General features: G+C 38.4%; 23 protein-coding genes. 19 read left to right on the top strand and 4 right to left on the bottom strand.

Annotated features, from left to right (window positions below; all coding sequences use genetic code 11):
• From rpsN to eno, 17 genes are all read left to right on the top strand, one after another.
• On the top strand, positions 1 to 288 hold the full coding sequence (gene rpsN, locus IPH66_03630; protein ID MBK7128442.1) for a 30S ribosomal protein S14: 288 nt from the start codon (positions 1 to 3) through the stop codon (positions 286 to 288).
• 23 nt (positions 289 to 311) lie between these two features.
• Positions 312 to 704 (top strand): 30S ribosomal protein S8, encoded by a 393-nt coding sequence (gene rpsH, locus IPH66_03635; protein MBK7128443.1) that lies wholly within the window; start codon positions 312 to 314, stop codon positions 702 to 704.
• 20 nt (positions 705 to 724) lie between these two features.
• Positions 725 to 1,276 (top strand): 50S ribosomal protein L6, encoded by a 552-nt coding sequence (gene rplF, locus IPH66_03640; protein ID MBK7128444.1) that lies wholly within the window; start codon positions 725 to 727, stop codon positions 1,274 to 1,276.
• A gap of 8 nt (positions 1,277 to 1,284) precedes the next feature.
• Positions 1,285 to 1,638 carry a 50S ribosomal protein L18 gene (locus IPH66_03645; GenBank protein ID MBK7128445.1) on the top strand — a complete coding sequence of 118 codons (354 nt, stop codon included), beginning with the start codon at positions 1,285 to 1,287 and terminating at the stop codon, positions 1,636 to 1,638.
• A 12-nt stretch (positions 1,639 to 1,650) separates the two neighbouring features.
• The gene (gene rpsE, locus IPH66_03650; GenBank protein MBK7128446.1) at positions 1,651 to 2,154 is read left to right on the top strand and encodes a 30S ribosomal protein S5; all 504 of its coding nucleotides are present in this window, start codon (positions 1,651 to 1,653) and stop codon (positions 2,152 to 2,154) included.
• Positions 2,155 to 2,166: 12 nt separating this feature from the next.
• Positions 2,167 to 2,343 carry a 50S ribosomal protein L30 gene (gene rpmD, locus IPH66_03655; protein ID MBK7128447.1) on the top strand — a complete coding sequence of 59 codons (177 nt, stop codon included), beginning with the start codon at positions 2,167 to 2,169 and terminating at the stop codon, positions 2,341 to 2,343.
• A gap of 20 nt (positions 2,344 to 2,363) precedes the next feature.
• Complete coding sequence (gene rplO / locus IPH66_03660) at positions 2,364 to 2,816, top strand: 50S ribosomal protein L15 (GenBank protein ID MBK7128448.1); 453 nt, start codon at positions 2,364 to 2,366, stop codon at positions 2,814 to 2,816.
• 15 nt (positions 2,817 to 2,831) lie between these two features.
• On the top strand, positions 2,832 to 4,163 hold the full coding sequence (gene secY, locus IPH66_03665) for a preprotein translocase subunit SecY (protein MBK7128449.1): 1,332 nt from the start codon (positions 2,832 to 2,834) through the stop codon (positions 4,161 to 4,163).
• A gap of 1 nt (position 4,164) precedes the next feature.
• Positions 4,165 to 4,383 carry a translation initiation factor IF-1 gene (infA, locus tag IPH66_03670; protein ID MBK7128450.1) on the top strand — a complete coding sequence of 73 codons (219 nt, stop codon included), beginning with the start codon at positions 4,165 to 4,167 and terminating at the stop codon, positions 4,381 to 4,383.
• Between the two features lie 8 nt (positions 4,384 to 4,391).
• Complete coding sequence (gene rpmJ / locus IPH66_03675; protein ID MBK7128451.1) at positions 4,392 to 4,508, top strand: 50S ribosomal protein L36; 117 nt, start codon at positions 4,392 to 4,394, stop codon at positions 4,506 to 4,508.
• Positions 4,509 to 4,523: 15 nt separating this feature from the next.
• The gene (gene rpsM / locus IPH66_03680; protein ID MBK7128452.1) at positions 4,524 to 4,898 is read left to right on the top strand and encodes a 30S ribosomal protein S13; all 375 of its coding nucleotides are present in this window, start codon (positions 4,524 to 4,526) and stop codon (positions 4,896 to 4,898) included.
• Positions 4,899 to 4,911: 13 nt separating this feature from the next.
• Positions 4,912 to 5,298, top strand: a complete 387-nt coding sequence (gene rpsK, locus IPH66_03685; GenBank protein MBK7128453.1) for a 30S ribosomal protein S11 — start codon at positions 4,912 to 4,914, stop codon at positions 5,296 to 5,298.
• A gap of 30 nt (positions 5,299 to 5,328) precedes the next feature.
• Positions 5,329 to 5,934 carry a 30S ribosomal protein S4 gene (gene rpsD, locus IPH66_03690; protein MBK7128454.1) on the top strand — a complete coding sequence of 202 codons (606 nt, stop codon included), beginning with the start codon at positions 5,329 to 5,331 and terminating at the stop codon, positions 5,932 to 5,934.
• 107 nt (positions 5,935 to 6,041) lie between these two features.
• Positions 6,042 to 7,034: a DNA-directed RNA polymerase subunit alpha gene (locus IPH66_03695; protein ID MBK7128455.1), complete on the top strand. Its 993-nt coding sequence runs from the start codon at positions 6,042 to 6,044 to the stop codon at positions 7,032 to 7,034.
• 22 nt (positions 7,035 to 7,056) lie between these two features.
• The gene (rplQ, locus tag IPH66_03700) at positions 7,057 to 7,590 is read left to right on the top strand and encodes a 50S ribosomal protein L17 (GenBank protein MBK7128456.1); all 534 of its coding nucleotides are present in this window, start codon (positions 7,057 to 7,059) and stop codon (positions 7,588 to 7,590) included.
• Between the two features lie 164 nt (positions 7,591 to 7,754).
• Positions 7,755 to 8,888 (top strand): glutamine-hydrolyzing carbamoyl-phosphate synthase small subunit, encoded by a 1,134-nt coding sequence (carA, locus tag IPH66_03705; GenBank protein MBK7128457.1) that lies wholly within the window; start codon positions 7,755 to 7,757, stop codon positions 8,886 to 8,888.
• Between the two features lie 4 nt (positions 8,889 to 8,892).
• Positions 8,893 to 10,170: a phosphopyruvate hydratase gene (gene eno / locus IPH66_03710; GenBank protein ID MBK7128458.1), complete on the top strand. Its 1,278-nt coding sequence runs from the start codon at positions 8,893 to 8,895 to the stop codon at positions 10,168 to 10,170.
• A gap of 42 nt (positions 10,171 to 10,212) precedes the next feature.
• On the opposite strand, the gene IPH66_03715 is transcribed toward eno, so the two are convergent.
• Genes IPH66_03715 through tgt form a run of 4 tightly spaced genes read right to left on the bottom strand, consistent with a single transcriptional unit; the run spans position 10,213 to position 13,854 of the window.
• Entirely contained in the window at positions 10,213 to 11,193 is a 981-nt protein-coding gene (locus IPH66_03715) for a chorismate-binding protein (GenBank protein ID MBK7128459.1), read from the bottom strand.
• Entirely contained in the window at positions 11,190 to 11,615 is a 426-nt protein-coding gene (locus tag IPH66_03720; protein MBK7128460.1) for a hotdog fold thioesterase, read from the bottom strand. Before IPH66_03720 ends, IPH66_03715 begins: the two co-directional genes overlap by 4 nt.
• A gap of 29 nt (positions 11,616 to 11,644) precedes the next feature.
• A complete protein-coding gene (locus tag IPH66_03725; protein ID MBK7128461.1) occupies positions 11,645 to 12,721 on the bottom strand; it encodes an LptF/LptG family permease in 1,077 nt (358 codons plus the stop codon).
• Between the two features lie 2 nt (positions 12,722 to 12,723).
• Entirely contained in the window at positions 12,724 to 13,854 is a 1,131-nt protein-coding gene (tgt, locus tag IPH66_03730) for a tRNA guanosine(34) transglycosylase Tgt (protein ID MBK7128462.1), read from the bottom strand.
• 70 nt (positions 13,855 to 13,924) lie between these two features.
• Between tgt and IPH66_03735 the strand changes: the two genes are divergently transcribed.
• Together IPH66_03735 and IPH66_03740 are read left to right on the top strand one after the other, a co-directional pair.
• Entirely contained in the window at positions 13,925 to 15,055 is a 1,131-nt protein-coding gene (locus IPH66_03735; GenBank protein MBK7128463.1) for a glycosyltransferase, read from the top strand.
• On the top strand, positions 15,049 to 15,654 hold the full coding sequence (locus IPH66_03740) for a sigma-70 family RNA polymerase sigma factor (protein MBK7128464.1): 606 nt from the start codon (positions 15,049 to 15,051) through the stop codon (positions 15,652 to 15,654). Before IPH66_03735 ends, IPH66_03740 begins: the two co-directional genes overlap by 7 nt.
• The last annotated feature ends 6 nt before the right edge of the window (positions 15,655 to 15,660 follow it).

A 15,660-nucleotide genomic window follows, 5' to 3' on the forward strand; every position in this document is an offset into this window, starting at 1 on the left:
ATGGCAAAAGAATCAATGAAAGCGAGAGAGCGCAAAAGAACCAAGCTTGCTGCTCGCTATGAAAAAAAGAGAAATGAATTGCGGAAAGCTGCCGCTACCGGTGACTGGGATGCCATGCTGGCGCTTCAGAAATTGCCAAAAAATTCTATGAAAATTAGAATTCACAACCGTTGCCAGTTAACAGGCAGACCACGTGGATATATCCGTCAATTTGGAATTTCCCGGGTTACTTTCCGTGAAATGGCGCTTGTGGGTAAAATCCCGGGAGTAACAAAAGCAAGCTGGTAATAAAGAAAGAAACAATTGTAGCAATGAATACAGATCCAATAGCAGATTTCCTGACGCGCATAAGAAATGCGCAAATGGCAGGACATAAAGTGGTAGAAATACCTTGCTCTAATATGAAAAAAGAAATAGCTCGAATCCTTGAAGACAAAGGCTATATCTTAGGTCATAAAGTAGTTGAAGATGGAAAACAAGGTGTGATTAAAATTGCACTGAAATATGCCAATAATGTACCGGCAATCCGGAAAATTGAGAGAGTTAGTACTCCTGGTTTGAGAAAATATTGCGGATCGGCTGAATTGCCTCGCGTACTCAACGGTTTGGGAATTGCTATTATTTCAACTTCCAAAGGAGTGATTTCGGACAAAGAGGCAAGACAACAAGGGGTTGGCGGAGAATTAATCTGCTACGTATATTAATGAGTAACTAAGACAATACTATGTCACGTATAGGAAATGCGCCGGTTCAAATTGCAAAGGGAGTTGATGTAAAAATTACTGATACAGCAATAACCGTAAAAGGACCAAAAGGTGAATTAAAACAGGAGATTGACAGCGCTATTAAAATTGAGAATAATGGCACTGAATTGGTTTTCAAAAGAAATTCAGAGGACAAAGAAATTCGTTCGAAACACGGTCTTTACAGAGCGCTCGTTAAAAATATGATTGATGGTGTTTCTGAAGGATTTACAAAAAAACTTGAATTTCATGGGGTAGGTTATCGTGCTGCGGCCAAAGGACAAATCCTTGAAATGTCTGTTGGATATTCTCACAGTATTTCATTTGAAATTCCTAAAGAAGTAAAAGTATCTGCGGTAACTGAAAAGGGGATGCCTCCAATAGTAACACTTGAGTCGTATGACAAACAGTTGCTTGGACAAGTTGCTGCAAAAATCAGATCATTCAGAAAACCTGAGCCTTACAAAGGAAAAGGAATCAGGTACTCAGATGAATTCATTAGAAGAAAAGCTGGTAAATCAGCTGCGAAATAAAATGTGTTATGGCTTTAAGTAAAGTTGAAAAAAGAGCAAAAATCAAACGCAGAATCCGCAAAAACATTTTCGGAACTGCTGAGCAACCAAGACTAAGTGTCTTCAGGTCTAACAAAGAGATTTATGCACAAATCATTGATGATGAAAAAGGAGTGACTCTGGTTGCTTGTTCATCATACAAGAACCAATCGGTTGATGGAAAAAATAAATCTGAACAAGCCGCTGTCATTGGACGCGAACTCGCTGAAAAAGCAGTGAAAGCTGGTGTAAGTTCAGTTGTTTTTGACCGCAACGGATATCAATACCATGGTCGGGTGAAGGCTCTTGCTGACGGAGCTCGTGAAGGAGGATTAAAATTTTAATACTGAAAAAAAATGAATATAGTTAGAGCTGCCGATATTGAGTTAAAAGACAGACTTGTTGCGCTTAATCGTGTGACCAAGGTAACTAAAGGAGGTCGTACTTTCAGTTTTTCAGCAATTGTAGTTGTTGGAAATGAAAACGGAATCGTTGGTCATGGTCTTGGTAAAGCCAAAGAGGTTGTGGATGCAATTTCGAAAGGTGTTGATGATGCAAAGAAAAACTTGATCAGAGTGCCTGTTATCAATGGAACTGTTCCTCACGAACAACATGGTAAATTTTCTGGTGCGCGCGTTTTTCTTAAACCTGCATCTCATGGTACTGGTGTGATAGCTGGTGGTGCTATGCGTGCCGTGCTGGAAAGTGCCGGTGTGAAAGATATCCTTGCTAAATCTCAAGGTTCATCAAACCCTCATAACGTGGTGAAAGCAACTATTGATGCTCTAGGTAGAATGAGAGACGCAGTATCTATTGCTCGTGATCGCGGTGTTTCAATGGAAAAAGTATTTAACGGTTAATCTCATTTTAAGATGGCAACCATAAAAATAAAACAAGTAAGAAGCGCAATCAATAAACCGATTGATCAGAAAAGGACAATCAAAGCGCTTGGGTTCAGCAAACTAAATCAGGTTGTTGAAAAAGAAGCTACTCCTCAGATTTTGGGGATGATTAAAAAAGTTTCTCACCTGGTAATTGAAGTGAAATAATTTAGTAAGACTCAATAAAGATGAATTTGCATAGTCTAAAACCGGCAGAAGGATCGGTAAAAAACAGAAAGAGAATTGGACGCGGTGAAGGTTCTGGTCACGGTGGAACATCAACTCGTGGACACAAAGGAGCAAAAGCTCGCTCTGGATATAAAAGTAAAATCGGATTTGAAGGTGGACAAATGCCGTTGCAACGTCGTCTTCCTAAATTTGGTTTTAAAAATATTAATCGCGTTGAGTATAAAGGAATCAACTTGGATACACTGCAAAAATTAGCTGAAACGGCAAATTTAACTGAAGTAAATCCAGCCGTTTTGATTGAGCGCGGTCTTGCTTCAAAACATGACAATATTAAAATTTTGGGTAGAGGTGAATTGAAAGCCAAACTAAAAGTAACAGCACATGCATTTTCTGCAACAGCAAAATCTGGAGTAGAGGCAGCAGGTGGCACAGTTGAAATCATTGGCGCATAATCCCGCTTTAAGTGAATGAAAAAATTTATTGACACATTAAAAAATATCTGGAAAGTTGATGAACTTAGAACCAGAATAACTTTTACACTCGGGGTAATTCTAGTGTATCGTTTGGGTTCTTTTATCATTTTACCGGGTGTTGATCAGGGCGCCTTAGGTGCCGGAGGTGCTTCTACTGGATTGGTTGGTCTCTTGGATTTATTTGCGGGAGGAGCCTTTAGCAAGGCGTCAATTATGGCACTGGGTATCATGCCATACATTTCTGCTTCCATTATCATGCAATTACTTGCGATGGCAGTACCTGTTGTTCAGAAAATTCAGAAAGAGGGTGAGAGCGGTCGTAGAAAAATTAATAGCTATACAAGAGTTTTAACTATAGCAATCTGCGCATTTCAGGCACCAAGTTATCTGCAAATGTATGTTATCGGAAAAAATGGTGTGGCTGATCCTGATATGATGTGGTGGATTTCTTGTATAATGCTCTTAGTTGCCGGAACCATGTTTGCCATGTGGTTAGGTGAAAGAATAACTGACAAAGGAATTGGTAACGGCGTTTCATTGTTGATCACAGTTGGTATCTTGGCGAGATTCCCTGCCGCAATTATTTCTGAGTTTGAAATTCGTAGTCAGGGAAGTGGTTCAATCTTCATGTTTATTGTTGAATTGCTTGTTTTCTTCGCAATTATTATGGTCACAGTGTTGATTGTACAAGGTGTGAGACGAGTACAGATTAATTATGCAAAACGTGTGGTTGGCGCCAAAGGTGCAGCAACTGACGCAGGTACTAGAAGCTACATTCCTCTTAAAGTGAACGCTTCAGGGGTAATGCCAATCATTTTTGCTCAAGCGATCATGACTATTCCTACCATGATAAATCCTGAGACAACAAACGTGGTATTAATGGCATTGGCAGATTACAGAGGATTTTGGTATAATTTCATTTTTGGTTTACTGATCGTGATTTTTACGTACTTCTACACAGCCATAACCATTAATCCAAAACAAATTGCAGATGATTTGAAACGTAACGGAGGATTTATTCCGGGTGTTAAACCAGGTTCTGATACTGCATTATTTATTGATAATATTTTATCTCGCATCACACTTCCTGGATCGTTATTCCTAGCTGCAATTGCAATTATACCAGCATTTGCCATGTTATTTGGAATAAATGATGCCTTTGCCATGTTCATGGGTGGAACATCTATGTTGATTATGGTAGGTGTAGTGTTAGATACGTTACAACAAATAGAAACTTATCTATTGAACCGTCACTATGATGGATTGATGGAAGGAGGAAAGATACGAGGCAGAAGGGCTACAAATGAAATGACTGGAATTGCATAGTATGGCTAAACAGTCGTCAATTGAGTTGGATGGAACAATAGTAGAAGCATTGTCAAACGCAATGTTTCGGGTTGAGTTACAAAACGGGCACATTATAACTGCTCATATATCGGGAAAAATGAGGATGCACTACATCAAAATTCTTCCCGGTGATAAAGTGAAGTTGGAGATGTCTCCTTATGATTTAACAAAGGGGAGAATAACATACAGATACAAATAATAAAAGAGATGAAAGTTAAAGCTTCTGTAAAAAAACGGTCTGCAGACTGCAAGATTGTTAAACGTAATGGGGTTGTTTACGTGATCAACAAAAAGAACCCAAAATTTAAACAAAGACAAGGATAAGAATATAGTATAGCTATGGCGAGAATTGCTGGAATAGATTTACCAAAAAACAAAAGAGGCGTAGTAGGCCTTCAGTATGTTTACGGTATAGGTAAAAGCACTGCAACACGTATTTTAAGTGATTGCAATGTAAGTGAAGATATCAAAGTTGGCGAGTGGAATGACGAGCAAACTCAAAAGATTCGTGCTAAGGTAGCCGAGATCAAAGTTGAGGGTGCGTTGCGTTCTGAAGTTCAATTGAATATCAAACGTCTAATGGATATTGGTTGTTATCGTGGAGTTCGTCACAGAGCAGGATTACCGCTCAGAGGTCAACACACAAAAAACAACTCTCGTACCCGTAAAGGAAAGAGAAAAACTGTGGCTAACAAGAAAAAAGTAACTAAATAACATCCACTGAATTATGGCAAAAGTTGGCAAAGTAAAGAAGAAGAATGTTAGAATTGACGCTGTTGGACAAGCTCATATTCAGTCAACCTTCAATAATGTGATTGTGTCTCTGACAAATGCATCAGGAGAAGTTATTTCTTGGTCATCTGCAGGAAAAATGGGCTTCAGAGGTTCTAAGAAAAACACTCCGTATGCTGCACAAGTTGCGGCTGAAGAGTGCTCTAAAGAAGCTTATGAGAACGGATTGCGCAAAGTGAAGGTATTTGTGAAAGGCCCTGGATCTGGAAGAGAATCTGCGATTCGGTCAATTTCAAATTCAGGAATTGAAGTAATGGAAATAGTTGACGTTACTCCAATGCCTCACAACGGATGCAGACCTCCGAAAAAGAGAAGAGTATAATTTTATTAACAGAAGAAAAAACATCAGGCAATGGCAAGATATACCGGCCCTACTTCAAAGATAGCAAGAAGATTCAGAGACCCGATTTTTGGTCCTGATAAGGCGTACGAAAGAAAAAATTATCCTCCGGGACAACATGGACCTAACAAACGTCGTGGTAAACAAAGCGAATATGCGGTTCAGTTGCAAGAGAAACAAAAAGCAAAATACACCTATGGTATTTTGGAGCGTCAGTTTGAAAACTTATTCAACCGTGCATCACGCATGAAAGGTATCACAGGTGAAAATTTACTAGCACTTTGTGAAGCTCGCCTTGACAATACTGTTTATCGTCTTGGTTTGTCTACAACTCGCAGAGGGGCAAGACAATTGGTAACGCACAGACACATCACTGTGAATGGAGAAGTGGTTAACGTTCCTTCGTTCTCGTTGAAAGTTGGCGATGTAATTGCGGTGCGTGAAAAATCAAAATCACTTGAATCAATTACAAATTCATTAGGGGTTACAAGCAAAAAATTTGATTGGTTAGATTGGAATCAATCAAACATGAGTGGAAAATTCATCAGTGTTCCTGCTCGTGATATGATTCCTGAAAACATTAAGGAGCAACTGATTGTAGAGTTGTACTCTAAATAAGAATTAACGAGCATATTAATCATTGGCCCCAGGCTAAAGGATTTTCCCGATGTATCTTCAGTCGGGCAGGTCGCGCAACCCGGGTACAATTAAAACGAAGATAAAACATGGCAATTTTAGAATTTCAAAAACCGGACAAAGTAATCATGATCGAATCTGACGATTTTCGTGGTCAGTTCGAATTCAGACCTCTTGAACCGGGGTATGGTGTAACAGTTGGTAATGCATTAAGAAGAATTTTACTTTCTTCTTTGGAGGGTTACGCAATTTGTTCAGTGAAAATTGAAGGCGTAAGTCACGAATTTTCTACAATCAAAGGAGTAGTTGATGATGTCACTGAAATGATTTTGAACTTGAAACAAGTTCGTTTCAAACAACAAATTGATGGAACAGACACTGAAAAAGTGATTGTTTCAATTAGCGGACAAGATAAGCTTACTGCTGGCGATATTGGTAAATACACAACCGCATTTCAGGTATTAAATCCTGATTTGGTTATTTGCACCATGGAACCGAAAGTAAAATTGAACATGGAAGTTGAAATTGTAAAAGGTCGTGGTTATGTTCCTGCTGAAGAAAATAAAGGAGGAAATGCACCGATTGGAACCATTTATACTGATTCAATTTTTACTCCGATTAAAAATGTAAAATACACTGTAGAAAACTATCGTGTTGAGCAAAAAACGGATTACGAAAAATTGATTTTTGATATTCAAACCGACGGATCAATTACACCAAAAGATGCTTTGCAAGAGGCTGCAAAAATTCTGATTCATCACTTCATGCTATTCTCAGATGAGCGTATTACTTTGGATACTGAAGTTAAATCAGAGACTGAAGAATTTGATGAGACATCACTTCACATGCGTCAGCTTTTGAAAACAAAACTGGTAGATATGGATTTATCAGTGAGAGCATTGAATTGCCTGAAAGCAGCTGACGTAGAAACTTTAGGTGATTTAGTATCATACAATAAAAATGATCTTTTGAAATTCAGAAATTTTGGAAAGAAATCATTGACTGAACTTGAAGACCTAGTTGAAGCAAAAGGTCTGGCGTTTGGTATGAATGTTTCTAAATATAAATTAGATAAAGAATAACTGAGAATATTATTTTACAGCAATGAGACACGGGAAAAAAGTCAACCATTTGGGACGTCAGTCTTCTCACCGCAAGGCGATGTTATCAAATATGGCATGCTCGCTAATTGAGCATAAGCGCATAAACACTACGGTTGCAAAAGCGAAGGCATTGAAAGGTTATGTTGAACCTTTGATCACAAAATCAAAAACAGATTCAACTCATTCACGCCGGATTGTATTCAGCTACTTAGGCAATAAAGAAGCGGTTAGTGAATTGTTCAGAGAAGTTGCACCTAAAGTTGCACAACGTCCTGGAGGATACACCAGAATTATTCGCACAGGATACAGAATTGGTGATAATGCTGAAATGTGTCTGATTGAACTTGTTGATTTCAATGTAGTATATGGATCAGAAGCTGCGCCTAAAAAAGTAACACGTCGCTCACGCCGCGGAGGCAAAACGGCTGATACAGCAGAGGCAAGTGCTGAAGAAACTTCAACTGATGAAACAAAAGCTGAAGAAGCTCCTAAAGCAAAAAAAGCAGCTCCAAAGAAAAAGAAATCTGAAGAGTAGGAATTACTCATTCATCGTACAAAGGGATGTCACTTGGTGATGTCCCTTTTTTTTATTATCATAACTTATAATCTTGTTAAAAAAAGCGTACCATTTATGAACAATTGAATTAATGGCAGTAAGAAACCATTAACTTTGTTTTCCGGTTCAAAATCTTGGTTCACATGGATAATAATCCGGCGGTACTGTTACTTGCAGACGGAACAGTTTTCAGAGGCAAAGCAATTGGTAAAATCGGTGTTACTACCGGTGAAATTGCATTCAATACCGGAATGACCGGTTATCAGGAAGTTTTCACAGATCCATCTTATTACAAGCAAATATTGGTGATGACAACAGCACACATTGGAAATTACGGTGTGCATCCGGATGAAATAGAATCAGACAGCATGAAAATTGCCGGTTTGGTTACAAAAAAATTCTCTGCTTCGTTTTCTCGTGCATCTGCAAATATGTCTTTACAAGATTATATGGAACGTGATGAAGTTGTTGGTATTTCAGATATTGATACACGTGCGCTTGTCAGACATATTCGTCACAAGGGAGCAATGAATGCCATCATTTCTTCAGTGGAGCAAGATGTGGATAAATTGATGGCCGAGTTAAAAAAAGTACCATCTATGGATGGGCTTGAACTTTCATCTTTTGTATCTGTAAAAAAACCATATAAAAGTGGTGATGAACAAGCAAAGTTCAGAGTGGCTCTGCTTGATTTTGGTGTGAAGAGAAATATTGTGCGCTGTCTGACAGAAAGAAATTGTTACGTGAAAGTATTTCCAATGAATACCAAACTACAGGAAATAGTAGAGTTCAACCCACACGGAATCATGTTGTCTAACGGTCCCGGAGATCCATCTGCCATGCCTGAAGTTATTATGAATATTGCAGACATGGTGAATTCAAACATTCCAATTTTTGGAATTTGTTTGGGTCATCAATTACTCGCCTTGAGTCAGGGATTAAAAACGGCCAAGATGCACAATGGACATCGTGGAATAAATCATCCGATAAAAAATTTGCAAACAGGTAAAGGAGAAATCACTTCACAGAATCACGGATTCATGGTTACCCGAGAATCAATTGCTCAAAATTCAGACATTGAATTAACACATGTTCATTTGAACGACGACACCGTTGCGGGAATCAGATTAAAAAGTAAAAAGGTATTTTCAGTTCAGTATCACCCTGAAGCCAGTGCCGGGCCACATGATTCACGTTATCTGTTTGATCAATTTATCACCAATATGTCTGCTTTTCAAAAAGCTGAAGGAGCCGAAAAATTAATTGTAAAAAAATAATCACATGAGTATAATTGCAAGAATACAAGCGCGTCAGATTTTAGATTCAAGAGGAAATCCGACGCTTGAAGTTGACGTGTTTACCAACAACGGATCATTTGGACGAGCTGCTGTACCATCAGGTGCATCTACCGGGATACATGAAGCTGTTGAGTTGCGTGACAACGACAAAAAAGTGTACATGGGTAAAGGCGTACTCAACGCGGTAAATAACGTGAACACTGTTTTGCAAGAAGCATTAGTTGGCCAGTCAGTATTTGAGCAAGCAGCATTGGATAATTATATGCAAAGTTTAGATGGCACTGCAAACAAAGCTAAACTAGGCGCAAATGCTATTCTGGGTGTGTCGCTTGCAGTTGCGCGCGCTGGTGCTGCTGAATGTGGAATGCCTTTGTATCGCTATGTTGGTGGAGTTGGAGCAGTTACTCTGCCGGTACCTATGATGAATATTTTAAATGGCGGTTCACATGCTGATAATAAAATTGATATACAAGAATTCATGGTAATGCCTTTTGGTGCCGAAACATTTAGTCATGGATTACAAATGGGTACTGAAATTTTTCATACGTTAAAAGGAGTATTGAAGAAAAAAGGACACAGTACTAATGTTGGAGATGAAGGTGGATTTGCACCAAACCTTGGCTCAAATGAAGAAGCTATTGAGGTAGTGCTTGAAGCTATTGAAAAGGCGGGATACAAACCAGGAGAAGATGTTTATATTGCTCTAGACGCAGCTTCATCTGAGTTTTACAAAAACGGAAAATATGTTTTTGAATCAACCGGTGAAAAAAGAAGTTCAGAAGAAATGGTTTCATTTTGGAAGGACTGGACTAAAAAATATCCAATCATATCAATTGAAGATGGTTTAGCTGAAGATGATTGGGATGGATGGAAAAAACTGACCAAAGCGCTTGGAGAAAAAGTACAATTAGTGGGTGATGATTTATTTGTGACCAATTCACAAAGACTTGCTCAGGGAATTTCTACGCAAACTGCCAATGCAATTCTGGTAAAAGTTAATCAGATTGGATCATTGACAGAAACTATTGAAGCGGTAAATTTGGCAACACGGAATTCGTACACCTCAGTAATGAGTCATAGAAGTGGAGAAACAGAAGACAGCACCATTGCTGATTTGGCAGTGGCGTTAAATACCGGACAAATTAAAACCGGTTCTGCTTCACGCAGTGATCGGATTGCGAAATATAATCAACTACTCAGAATTGAAGAAGAGTTGGGAAGCATGGCGTATTATCCTGGAAAAAATTTCAAATTTATTTAGAGAAGAACGCACCTTGGGGTGCGTTTTTTGTTTTACAATAATCTACAAAAACCTACTCAACGTCTCTGCTTTTTTTTCTGTTTCATTCCACTCACTCTCTGCGTTGGATTGTGCTGTAATGCCACCACCGACAAAAAGAAATGCGTGCTGCTGAGAAATTTTCATGCATCGTAAATTGATAAAAAACGTGGATGATGTATTGCCCAAAATTCCAATGAAGCCTGTATAGAATTCACGGTCATGCAGCTCTGTGTTTTGAATTAATTCTAATGCTGTCAACTTTGGTAGTCCACACGTGGCGGGGGTTGGATGAAGATCACGCAAAAGTGATGTAATTTGATTTTGTGTATTAATTTTTCCGGTAAGTATGGTTTTGAGATGTTCAACCGGTCCGGCTTGAATTGTTTGCCTGGTTGAAATTTCTATTTGTTCAATCTGATTTTTGATTAGTACGTCTTTGATAAAATCTGTCACCACTTGTTGTTCTTCAAATTCTTTTTCTGTCCAGATTTGGTTGCTATGAATTGATTTGGTGCCTGCAAGTGAAACTGTTTCAATTTCACGATCATTTATGTTGAGCAAAAGTTCAGGACTGGCGCCTAACCAAGTACCATGTTGGGCTGATGAAAAAATATAATTCCAGGTATTGGGATAGGTGTCATTCAATGCCGAAAAAATTTCAGTTACCTTTTTTGTGAGAGGCATTTTTTTTATTCTGGAAAGTACCGCTTTCCTGATTTTGTTTTGCTGAATTGCTTGCATGATGTTTGCAAACTGTGTGACATATTCTGAACTAGACGTGATATGGTAATGATTTGCTGATTGATCATCATGCACAATAAAATCTTGTTCACTGATTTTTTCTATATTTTCCAATGTCAACTGTTGATCACTAGAAAAGGAATGAATGATAATGGTGGGGTTACCACTAAATTGGTAATCTGATCTGAATTGAATATCACCTTGGAGAAAAACTGCTTTTTTTTCACCCGGCAGCCGATATGCAAAAAAGGCTTTTTTCATGATCTGTTTTTTGCAACAACTAACACCGTCAATCTTCCGGTACAAACTAAATTTCCTTCTTCATCGGTGAGGGTACCTTGCCATATATGTGTACTTTTTCCGCAGTGTACAATTTGAAGATGTGCGGTGACAATGCCTGATTTTACACCACGAACATGGTTGGCATTGATTTCAATTCCTACAATTCCATATTTATCTCTGTCAACAATAAAAGATGATCCTAATGATCCAATACTTTCAATCATTGCAGCACTTGCCCCACCATGCAACAATCCGGCAGGTTGGTGTGTGCGATGATCAACCGGCATAGTACCAACAATATAATCTTCACCAATTTCTGTTACTTCAATACCCAGCAATTCAATTAATGTATTTTTCCGTTGGGCATTAATTTCTTCAACTGTTAATTTAGTGTTGATCATGGCATTTGTTTTTGTGTCGAACATAAAAATTATTTAGGTGCAATGCGGTAGAGTAAAAGTGCTATTCCTGCAAAAATGATATTGGGCAACCACACAGCCAGACCGGGCGTGAAACCGACATTGATGGCAGCAACGGTGGTCATTTGCATAGAGAAAATGTACAATACGCAAATAGCTAAACCAATTGCTAGATTGAGACCTAAACCTCCGCGAGATTTTTTACTTGAAACAGAAACTCCGATAATGGTGAGAATGATAATTGCAAACGGAGATGCCCATCGTTTATGTTTTTCAATGAGGTAAACGGGAATGCTGTCAGAACCTTTTTTCTCTTGCGCTTCTATAAATTCTGAAAGTTCTGCATTATTCATGGCTTCAATAACGTTTGCTCTGAAAGCAAGATCAGTAACTCTAAAACTCAAGGTTGTATCACAAACCGGCCGTCTGATTACCTGATCATTAAAATCACCGAAAACGCGAATTTCATAATTAATCAAACGCCATTTATTGGAGGTGCTATCACCATTAGCTTGCGTTGCATTTAACGTGTATGCCAGTGAATCACCTCGCCAGTTTTCATATACCAAATTCTTGACTTCAAATTTTTCACCGTCATACTGACTGAAATATACAATTTCATTGTCACTCAATTGAATGTGTTCATTTTGTTTGCTTGTTTTTTGACGGTAGTACATTTCTTCAAATAAAATTCTTTTTTTATTTGATTCAGGTAATACATAATTATACATGAGAATAGACCAAAGCATTAATAGAACTGAGGCAATAATGTACGGCCGCATGAATCTATTAAAACCAACACCTGCGCTTAGAATAGGTACAATTTCAGTGTTTCCGGCCATTTTAGAAGTGAACCAGATGACAGAAATAAAATTGAGCATATAGCTAAACTGTACTCCGTAAAAGATGAAAAAATTCGCATAATACACACCAATAATTTCATCCCAGGGTGCATCATTTGCAATGAACTCATTCAGTTTTTCAGAGATATCAAAAACAATACTGATAGACATCAAAAGGCAAAGCATGAAAACAAAAGTTCCCAGAAATTTTTTGATGATATACCGGTCTAGTTTTGACAGGATCATGTTCAGATTTTTTGACTGATTTTTGGAATCATATTATTCTTCCATTCAGTAAACGTACCGTTTTGAATTTGATTGCGTGCCTCACCAACTAGCCAGAGATAAAAAGCCAGATTATGGATAGACGCAATTTGCATTCCCAATATTTCACCTGCATGAAACAGGTGTCTAACATAGGCTTTAGAGTAAACCTTATCAACGTATGATGTTCCAAATTCATCTAAGGGAGAGAAGTCGTCTTTCCATTTGGCATTTTTCATATTGAGAATTCCCTGTTGCGTAAACAACATACCATGTCGTGCGTTGCGGGTAGGCATCACACAGTCAAACATATCAATGCCAAGGGCAATACATTCTAAAATATTAGCCGGGGTTCCAACTCCCATGAGATATCTTGGTTTTTCAGCGGGCAGAATATCTGCAACCAGCGCTGTCATTTCATATAATTGTTCATCAGGTTCACCAACTGATAAGCCACCAATGGCATTGCCGGGCATATTACAATCAGCAATAAACTTTGCGCTTTCTGTACGCAAATCTTTATAAACACTACCCTGTACAATTGGAAAAAGAGCCTGATTGTGTTGATAAAAGGGATTGGTTTCAAGCATACGATTAACACAACGCGCTAACCAGCGATGCGTCATCTCCATTGATTTTTTTGCATAATTATATTCACAGGGAAACGGTGTACATTCATCAAAGGCCATGATGATATCAGCACCTATAGCACGTTGAATATCTATGGCATATTCAGGAGTAAAAAAATGATAACTGCCGTCAATGTGTGATTGAAATTTTACCCCTTCTTCTTTAATTTTTCGTGTACCCGCAAGTGAATATACTTGGTAGCCACCACTGTCTGTCAGTATTGGTTTTTCCCAACCGTTGAATAGATGCAAGCCACCGGCTTTTTGAATTACATCAAGTCCGGGACGCAGATAGAGATGATAGGTGTTGCCCAAAATAATTTGCGCTTTGATATCATCCCGCAATTCATGCTGATGCACTGCTTTAACGGTTCCGGCAGTGCCCACAGGCATAAAGATGGGGGTTTGGATTTCACCATGGTCAGTGGTAATTGTACCGGCACGTGCCTTTGAACCCTTGTCACGGTGTGAAACTATAAAATTCATTTTGTTGAAAAGTACTCAGATAACAAATATACGGCATATTAAATATGTGAACATTTGTATATTGACATTTATGCCAGTAGCACCTGACATACGGTTTGATTTTACAGGAATACTCTTTCTCGTGTTCTCTTTTGCCGTATTGATTCAATTATGGTATGTGATCAGATTTCCATTGCGCCTTGCAATTTATCGTAAAAAAGAGGGTACGGCATATACACCACCTGTGAGTATTATTGTTTGCGCGCGGAATGAAGAGGATAATTTATTTAAAAATCTGCCGGCTATTCTTGAACAAGATTATCCGGATTTTGAAGTGATTGTTGTCAATGACATGAGCATTGATGATTCCAAGCACATCCTTCAAGCGTATCAAAAGCAATACAAACATTTGCGCCTCATTGAACTGGAGAAAAATCGTCATCGAAAATTTGGAAAAAAAGTACCTCTCACGGTTGGTATCAAAGGCTCAACCAAAGAAGTGCTCATGATGATTGATGCAGATTGTTACCCTGCAAGTAAACACTGGCTTCGTAGGATGGTATCTAATTATTTGGCAGGTAAAGAAATTGTGATTGGATATGGACCTTACGAAAAACAAAAGGGCTTTTTGAACAAATTGATTCGCTTTGACACCATTCAAATTGCATTTACCTATTTGAGTTTTGCTTTGGTGGGCAGACCATACATGGCAGTTGGTCGCAACATGAGTTATACACGCAAACGTTTTTTTGAAGTTGATGGATTTAAAAGTCATTATCATATTCAGTCAGGTGATGATGATTTGTTTATGAAAGATGCTGCAACAAAAAGAAATGTAGCGATAGAAATTGATCCGCGGAGTTTTGTTTTTTCCCATCCAAAAGAGAATTGGTCAGACTGGGTGCACCAAAAGCAACGACATTTTACCACCGCTCCACGTTACCGACTTATTAACAAATTGCTTTTAGGAATATTCCCTGCCAGCATGATTTTGATGCTTGTTTCTTTCTTTATTTTACTCCCGAATTGCGAATGGTGGTGGTTGCCGCTATCCATAATTGTTTTCAGGTACATCGTGTATTGGTTGATATTACGTGTTGTATTTAGAAAATTAGAAGGTGCTGATTTGGTTAAATGGTACCCCATTATGGAGATGATACACCTCGTTGTGATTCCATTTATTTTTTATTCGACAGACCGACGAGAACCTGAAAAATGGTAAAAGGAGAAAACTTATCTGACAAAGGAAAACGTGATCTTGTATTGGTAGAACAAGCCTTGAATGGTGACCAGTCAGCTTACGGAGACCTGATGGAAATGTACCGTGAATCCATCTATTTCATGATGCTCAAAATGGTGCGTACCGAAGATGATGCTGAAGATTTAACCATTGAAGCATTTGGAAAAGCCTTTAATCGTCTGCATCAATATTCACCCAGTTTTGCTTTTTCAACTTGGCTTTTTAAAATTGCTTCCAATAATGCCATTGATCATATTCGCAAAAAAAGAATTCAGCTAACTTCCATTGACAGCGGTTATACCAATGATGATGGAGACAGCGTTTCAATTGATGTGAGAAGTGCTGAGAAAGATCCGGAAGAAGAACGAATTCATGACGAAAAAGTTAAACTCATGCGCGGTTTGGTGAAAAAACTGAAACCAAGATATCGTGATTTGATTGAGAAAAGATATTTCGAAGAATTGTCTTACGAAGAAATTGCTGAGCAAATGAATTTACCGCTTGGCACCGTGAAAGCACAATTGTTCAGAGCACGTACTTTTTTGGCTGAGATGATGGGCACCGCTAAGGATACAATCTAAATTCAA

The organism is Crocinitomicaceae bacterium (assembly GCA_016708105.1).
Taxonomy (GTDB): Bacteria; Bacteroidota; Bacteroidia; order Flavobacteriales_D; family Crocinitomicaceae; genus JADJGJ01.

Excerpts from the sequence above, each read along its gene's own strand:
- rpsH (MBK7128443.1), top strand. The coding sequence starts at position 312 with ATGAATACAGATCCAATAGCAGATTTCCTGACGCGCATAAGAAATGCG.
- rpmJ (MBK7128451.1), top strand. The coding sequence starts at position 4,392 with ATGAAAGTTAAAGCTTCTGTAAAAAAACGGTCTGCAGACTGCAAGATT.
- rpsN (MBK7128442.1), top strand. The coding sequence starts at position 1 with ATGGCAAAAGAATCAATGAAAGCGAGAGAGCGCAAAAGAACCAAGCTT.
- IPH66_03720 (MBK7128460.1), bottom strand. The coding sequence starts at position 11,615 with ATGATCAACACTAAATTAACAGTTGAAGAAATTAATGCCCAACGGAAA.
- eno (MBK7128458.1), top strand. The coding sequence starts at position 8,893 with ATGAGTATAATTGCAAGAATACAAGCGCGTCAGATTTTAGATTCAAGA.
- rplQ (MBK7128456.1), top strand. The coding sequence starts at position 7,057 with ATGAGACACGGGAAAAAAGTCAACCATTTGGGACGTCAGTCTTCTCAC.
- rplF (MBK7128444.1), top strand. The coding sequence starts at position 725 with ATGTCACGTATAGGAAATGCGCCGGTTCAAATTGCAAAGGGAGTTGAT.
- IPH66_03725 (MBK7128461.1), bottom strand. The coding sequence starts at position 12,721 with ATGATCCTGTCAAAACTAGACCGGTATATCATCAAAAAATTTCTGGGA.
- IPH66_03695 (MBK7128455.1), top strand. The coding sequence starts at position 6,042 with ATGGCAATTTTAGAATTTCAAAAACCGGACAAAGTAATCATGATCGAA.
- IPH66_03715 (MBK7128459.1), bottom strand. The coding sequence starts at position 11,193 with ATGAAAAAAGCCTTTTTTGCATATCGGCTGCCGGGTGAAAAAAAAGCA.
- rpsK (MBK7128453.1), top strand. The coding sequence starts at position 4,912 with ATGGCAAAAGTTGGCAAAGTAAAGAAGAAGAATGTTAGAATTGACGCT.
- secY (MBK7128449.1), top strand. The coding sequence starts at position 2,832 with ATGAAAAAATTTATTGACACATTAAAAAATATCTGGAAAGTTGATGAA.
- IPH66_03740 (MBK7128464.1), top strand. The coding sequence starts at position 15,049 with ATGGTAAAAGGAGAAAACTTATCTGACAAAGGAAAACGTGATCTTGTA.
- IPH66_03735 (MBK7128463.1), top strand. The coding sequence starts at position 13,925 with ATGCCAGTAGCACCTGACATACGGTTTGATTTTACAGGAATACTCTTT.
- IPH66_03645 (MBK7128445.1), top strand. The coding sequence starts at position 1,285 with ATGGCTTTAAGTAAAGTTGAAAAAAGAGCAAAAATCAAACGCAGAATC.
- tgt (MBK7128462.1), bottom strand. The coding sequence starts at position 13,854 with ATGAATTTTATAGTTTCACACCGTGACAAGGGTTCAAAGGCACGTGCC.
- rpsM (MBK7128452.1), top strand. The coding sequence starts at position 4,524 with ATGGCGAGAATTGCTGGAATAGATTTACCAAAAAACAAAAGAGGCGTA.
- infA (MBK7128450.1), top strand. The coding sequence starts at position 4,165 with ATGGCTAAACAGTCGTCAATTGAGTTGGATGGAACAATAGTAGAAGCA.
- rpmD (MBK7128447.1), top strand. The coding sequence starts at position 2,167 with ATGGCAACCATAAAAATAAAACAAGTAAGAAGCGCAATCAATAAACCG.
- carA (MBK7128457.1), top strand. The coding sequence starts at position 7,755 with ATGGATAATAATCCGGCGGTACTGTTACTTGCAGACGGAACAGTTTTC.
- rpsD (MBK7128454.1), top strand. The coding sequence starts at position 5,329 with ATGGCAAGATATACCGGCCCTACTTCAAAGATAGCAAGAAGATTCAGA.
- rpsE (MBK7128446.1), top strand. The coding sequence starts at position 1,651 with ATGAATATAGTTAGAGCTGCCGATATTGAGTTAAAAGACAGACTTGTT.
- rplO (MBK7128448.1), top strand. The coding sequence starts at position 2,364 with ATGAATTTGCATAGTCTAAAACCGGCAGAAGGATCGGTAAAAAACAGA.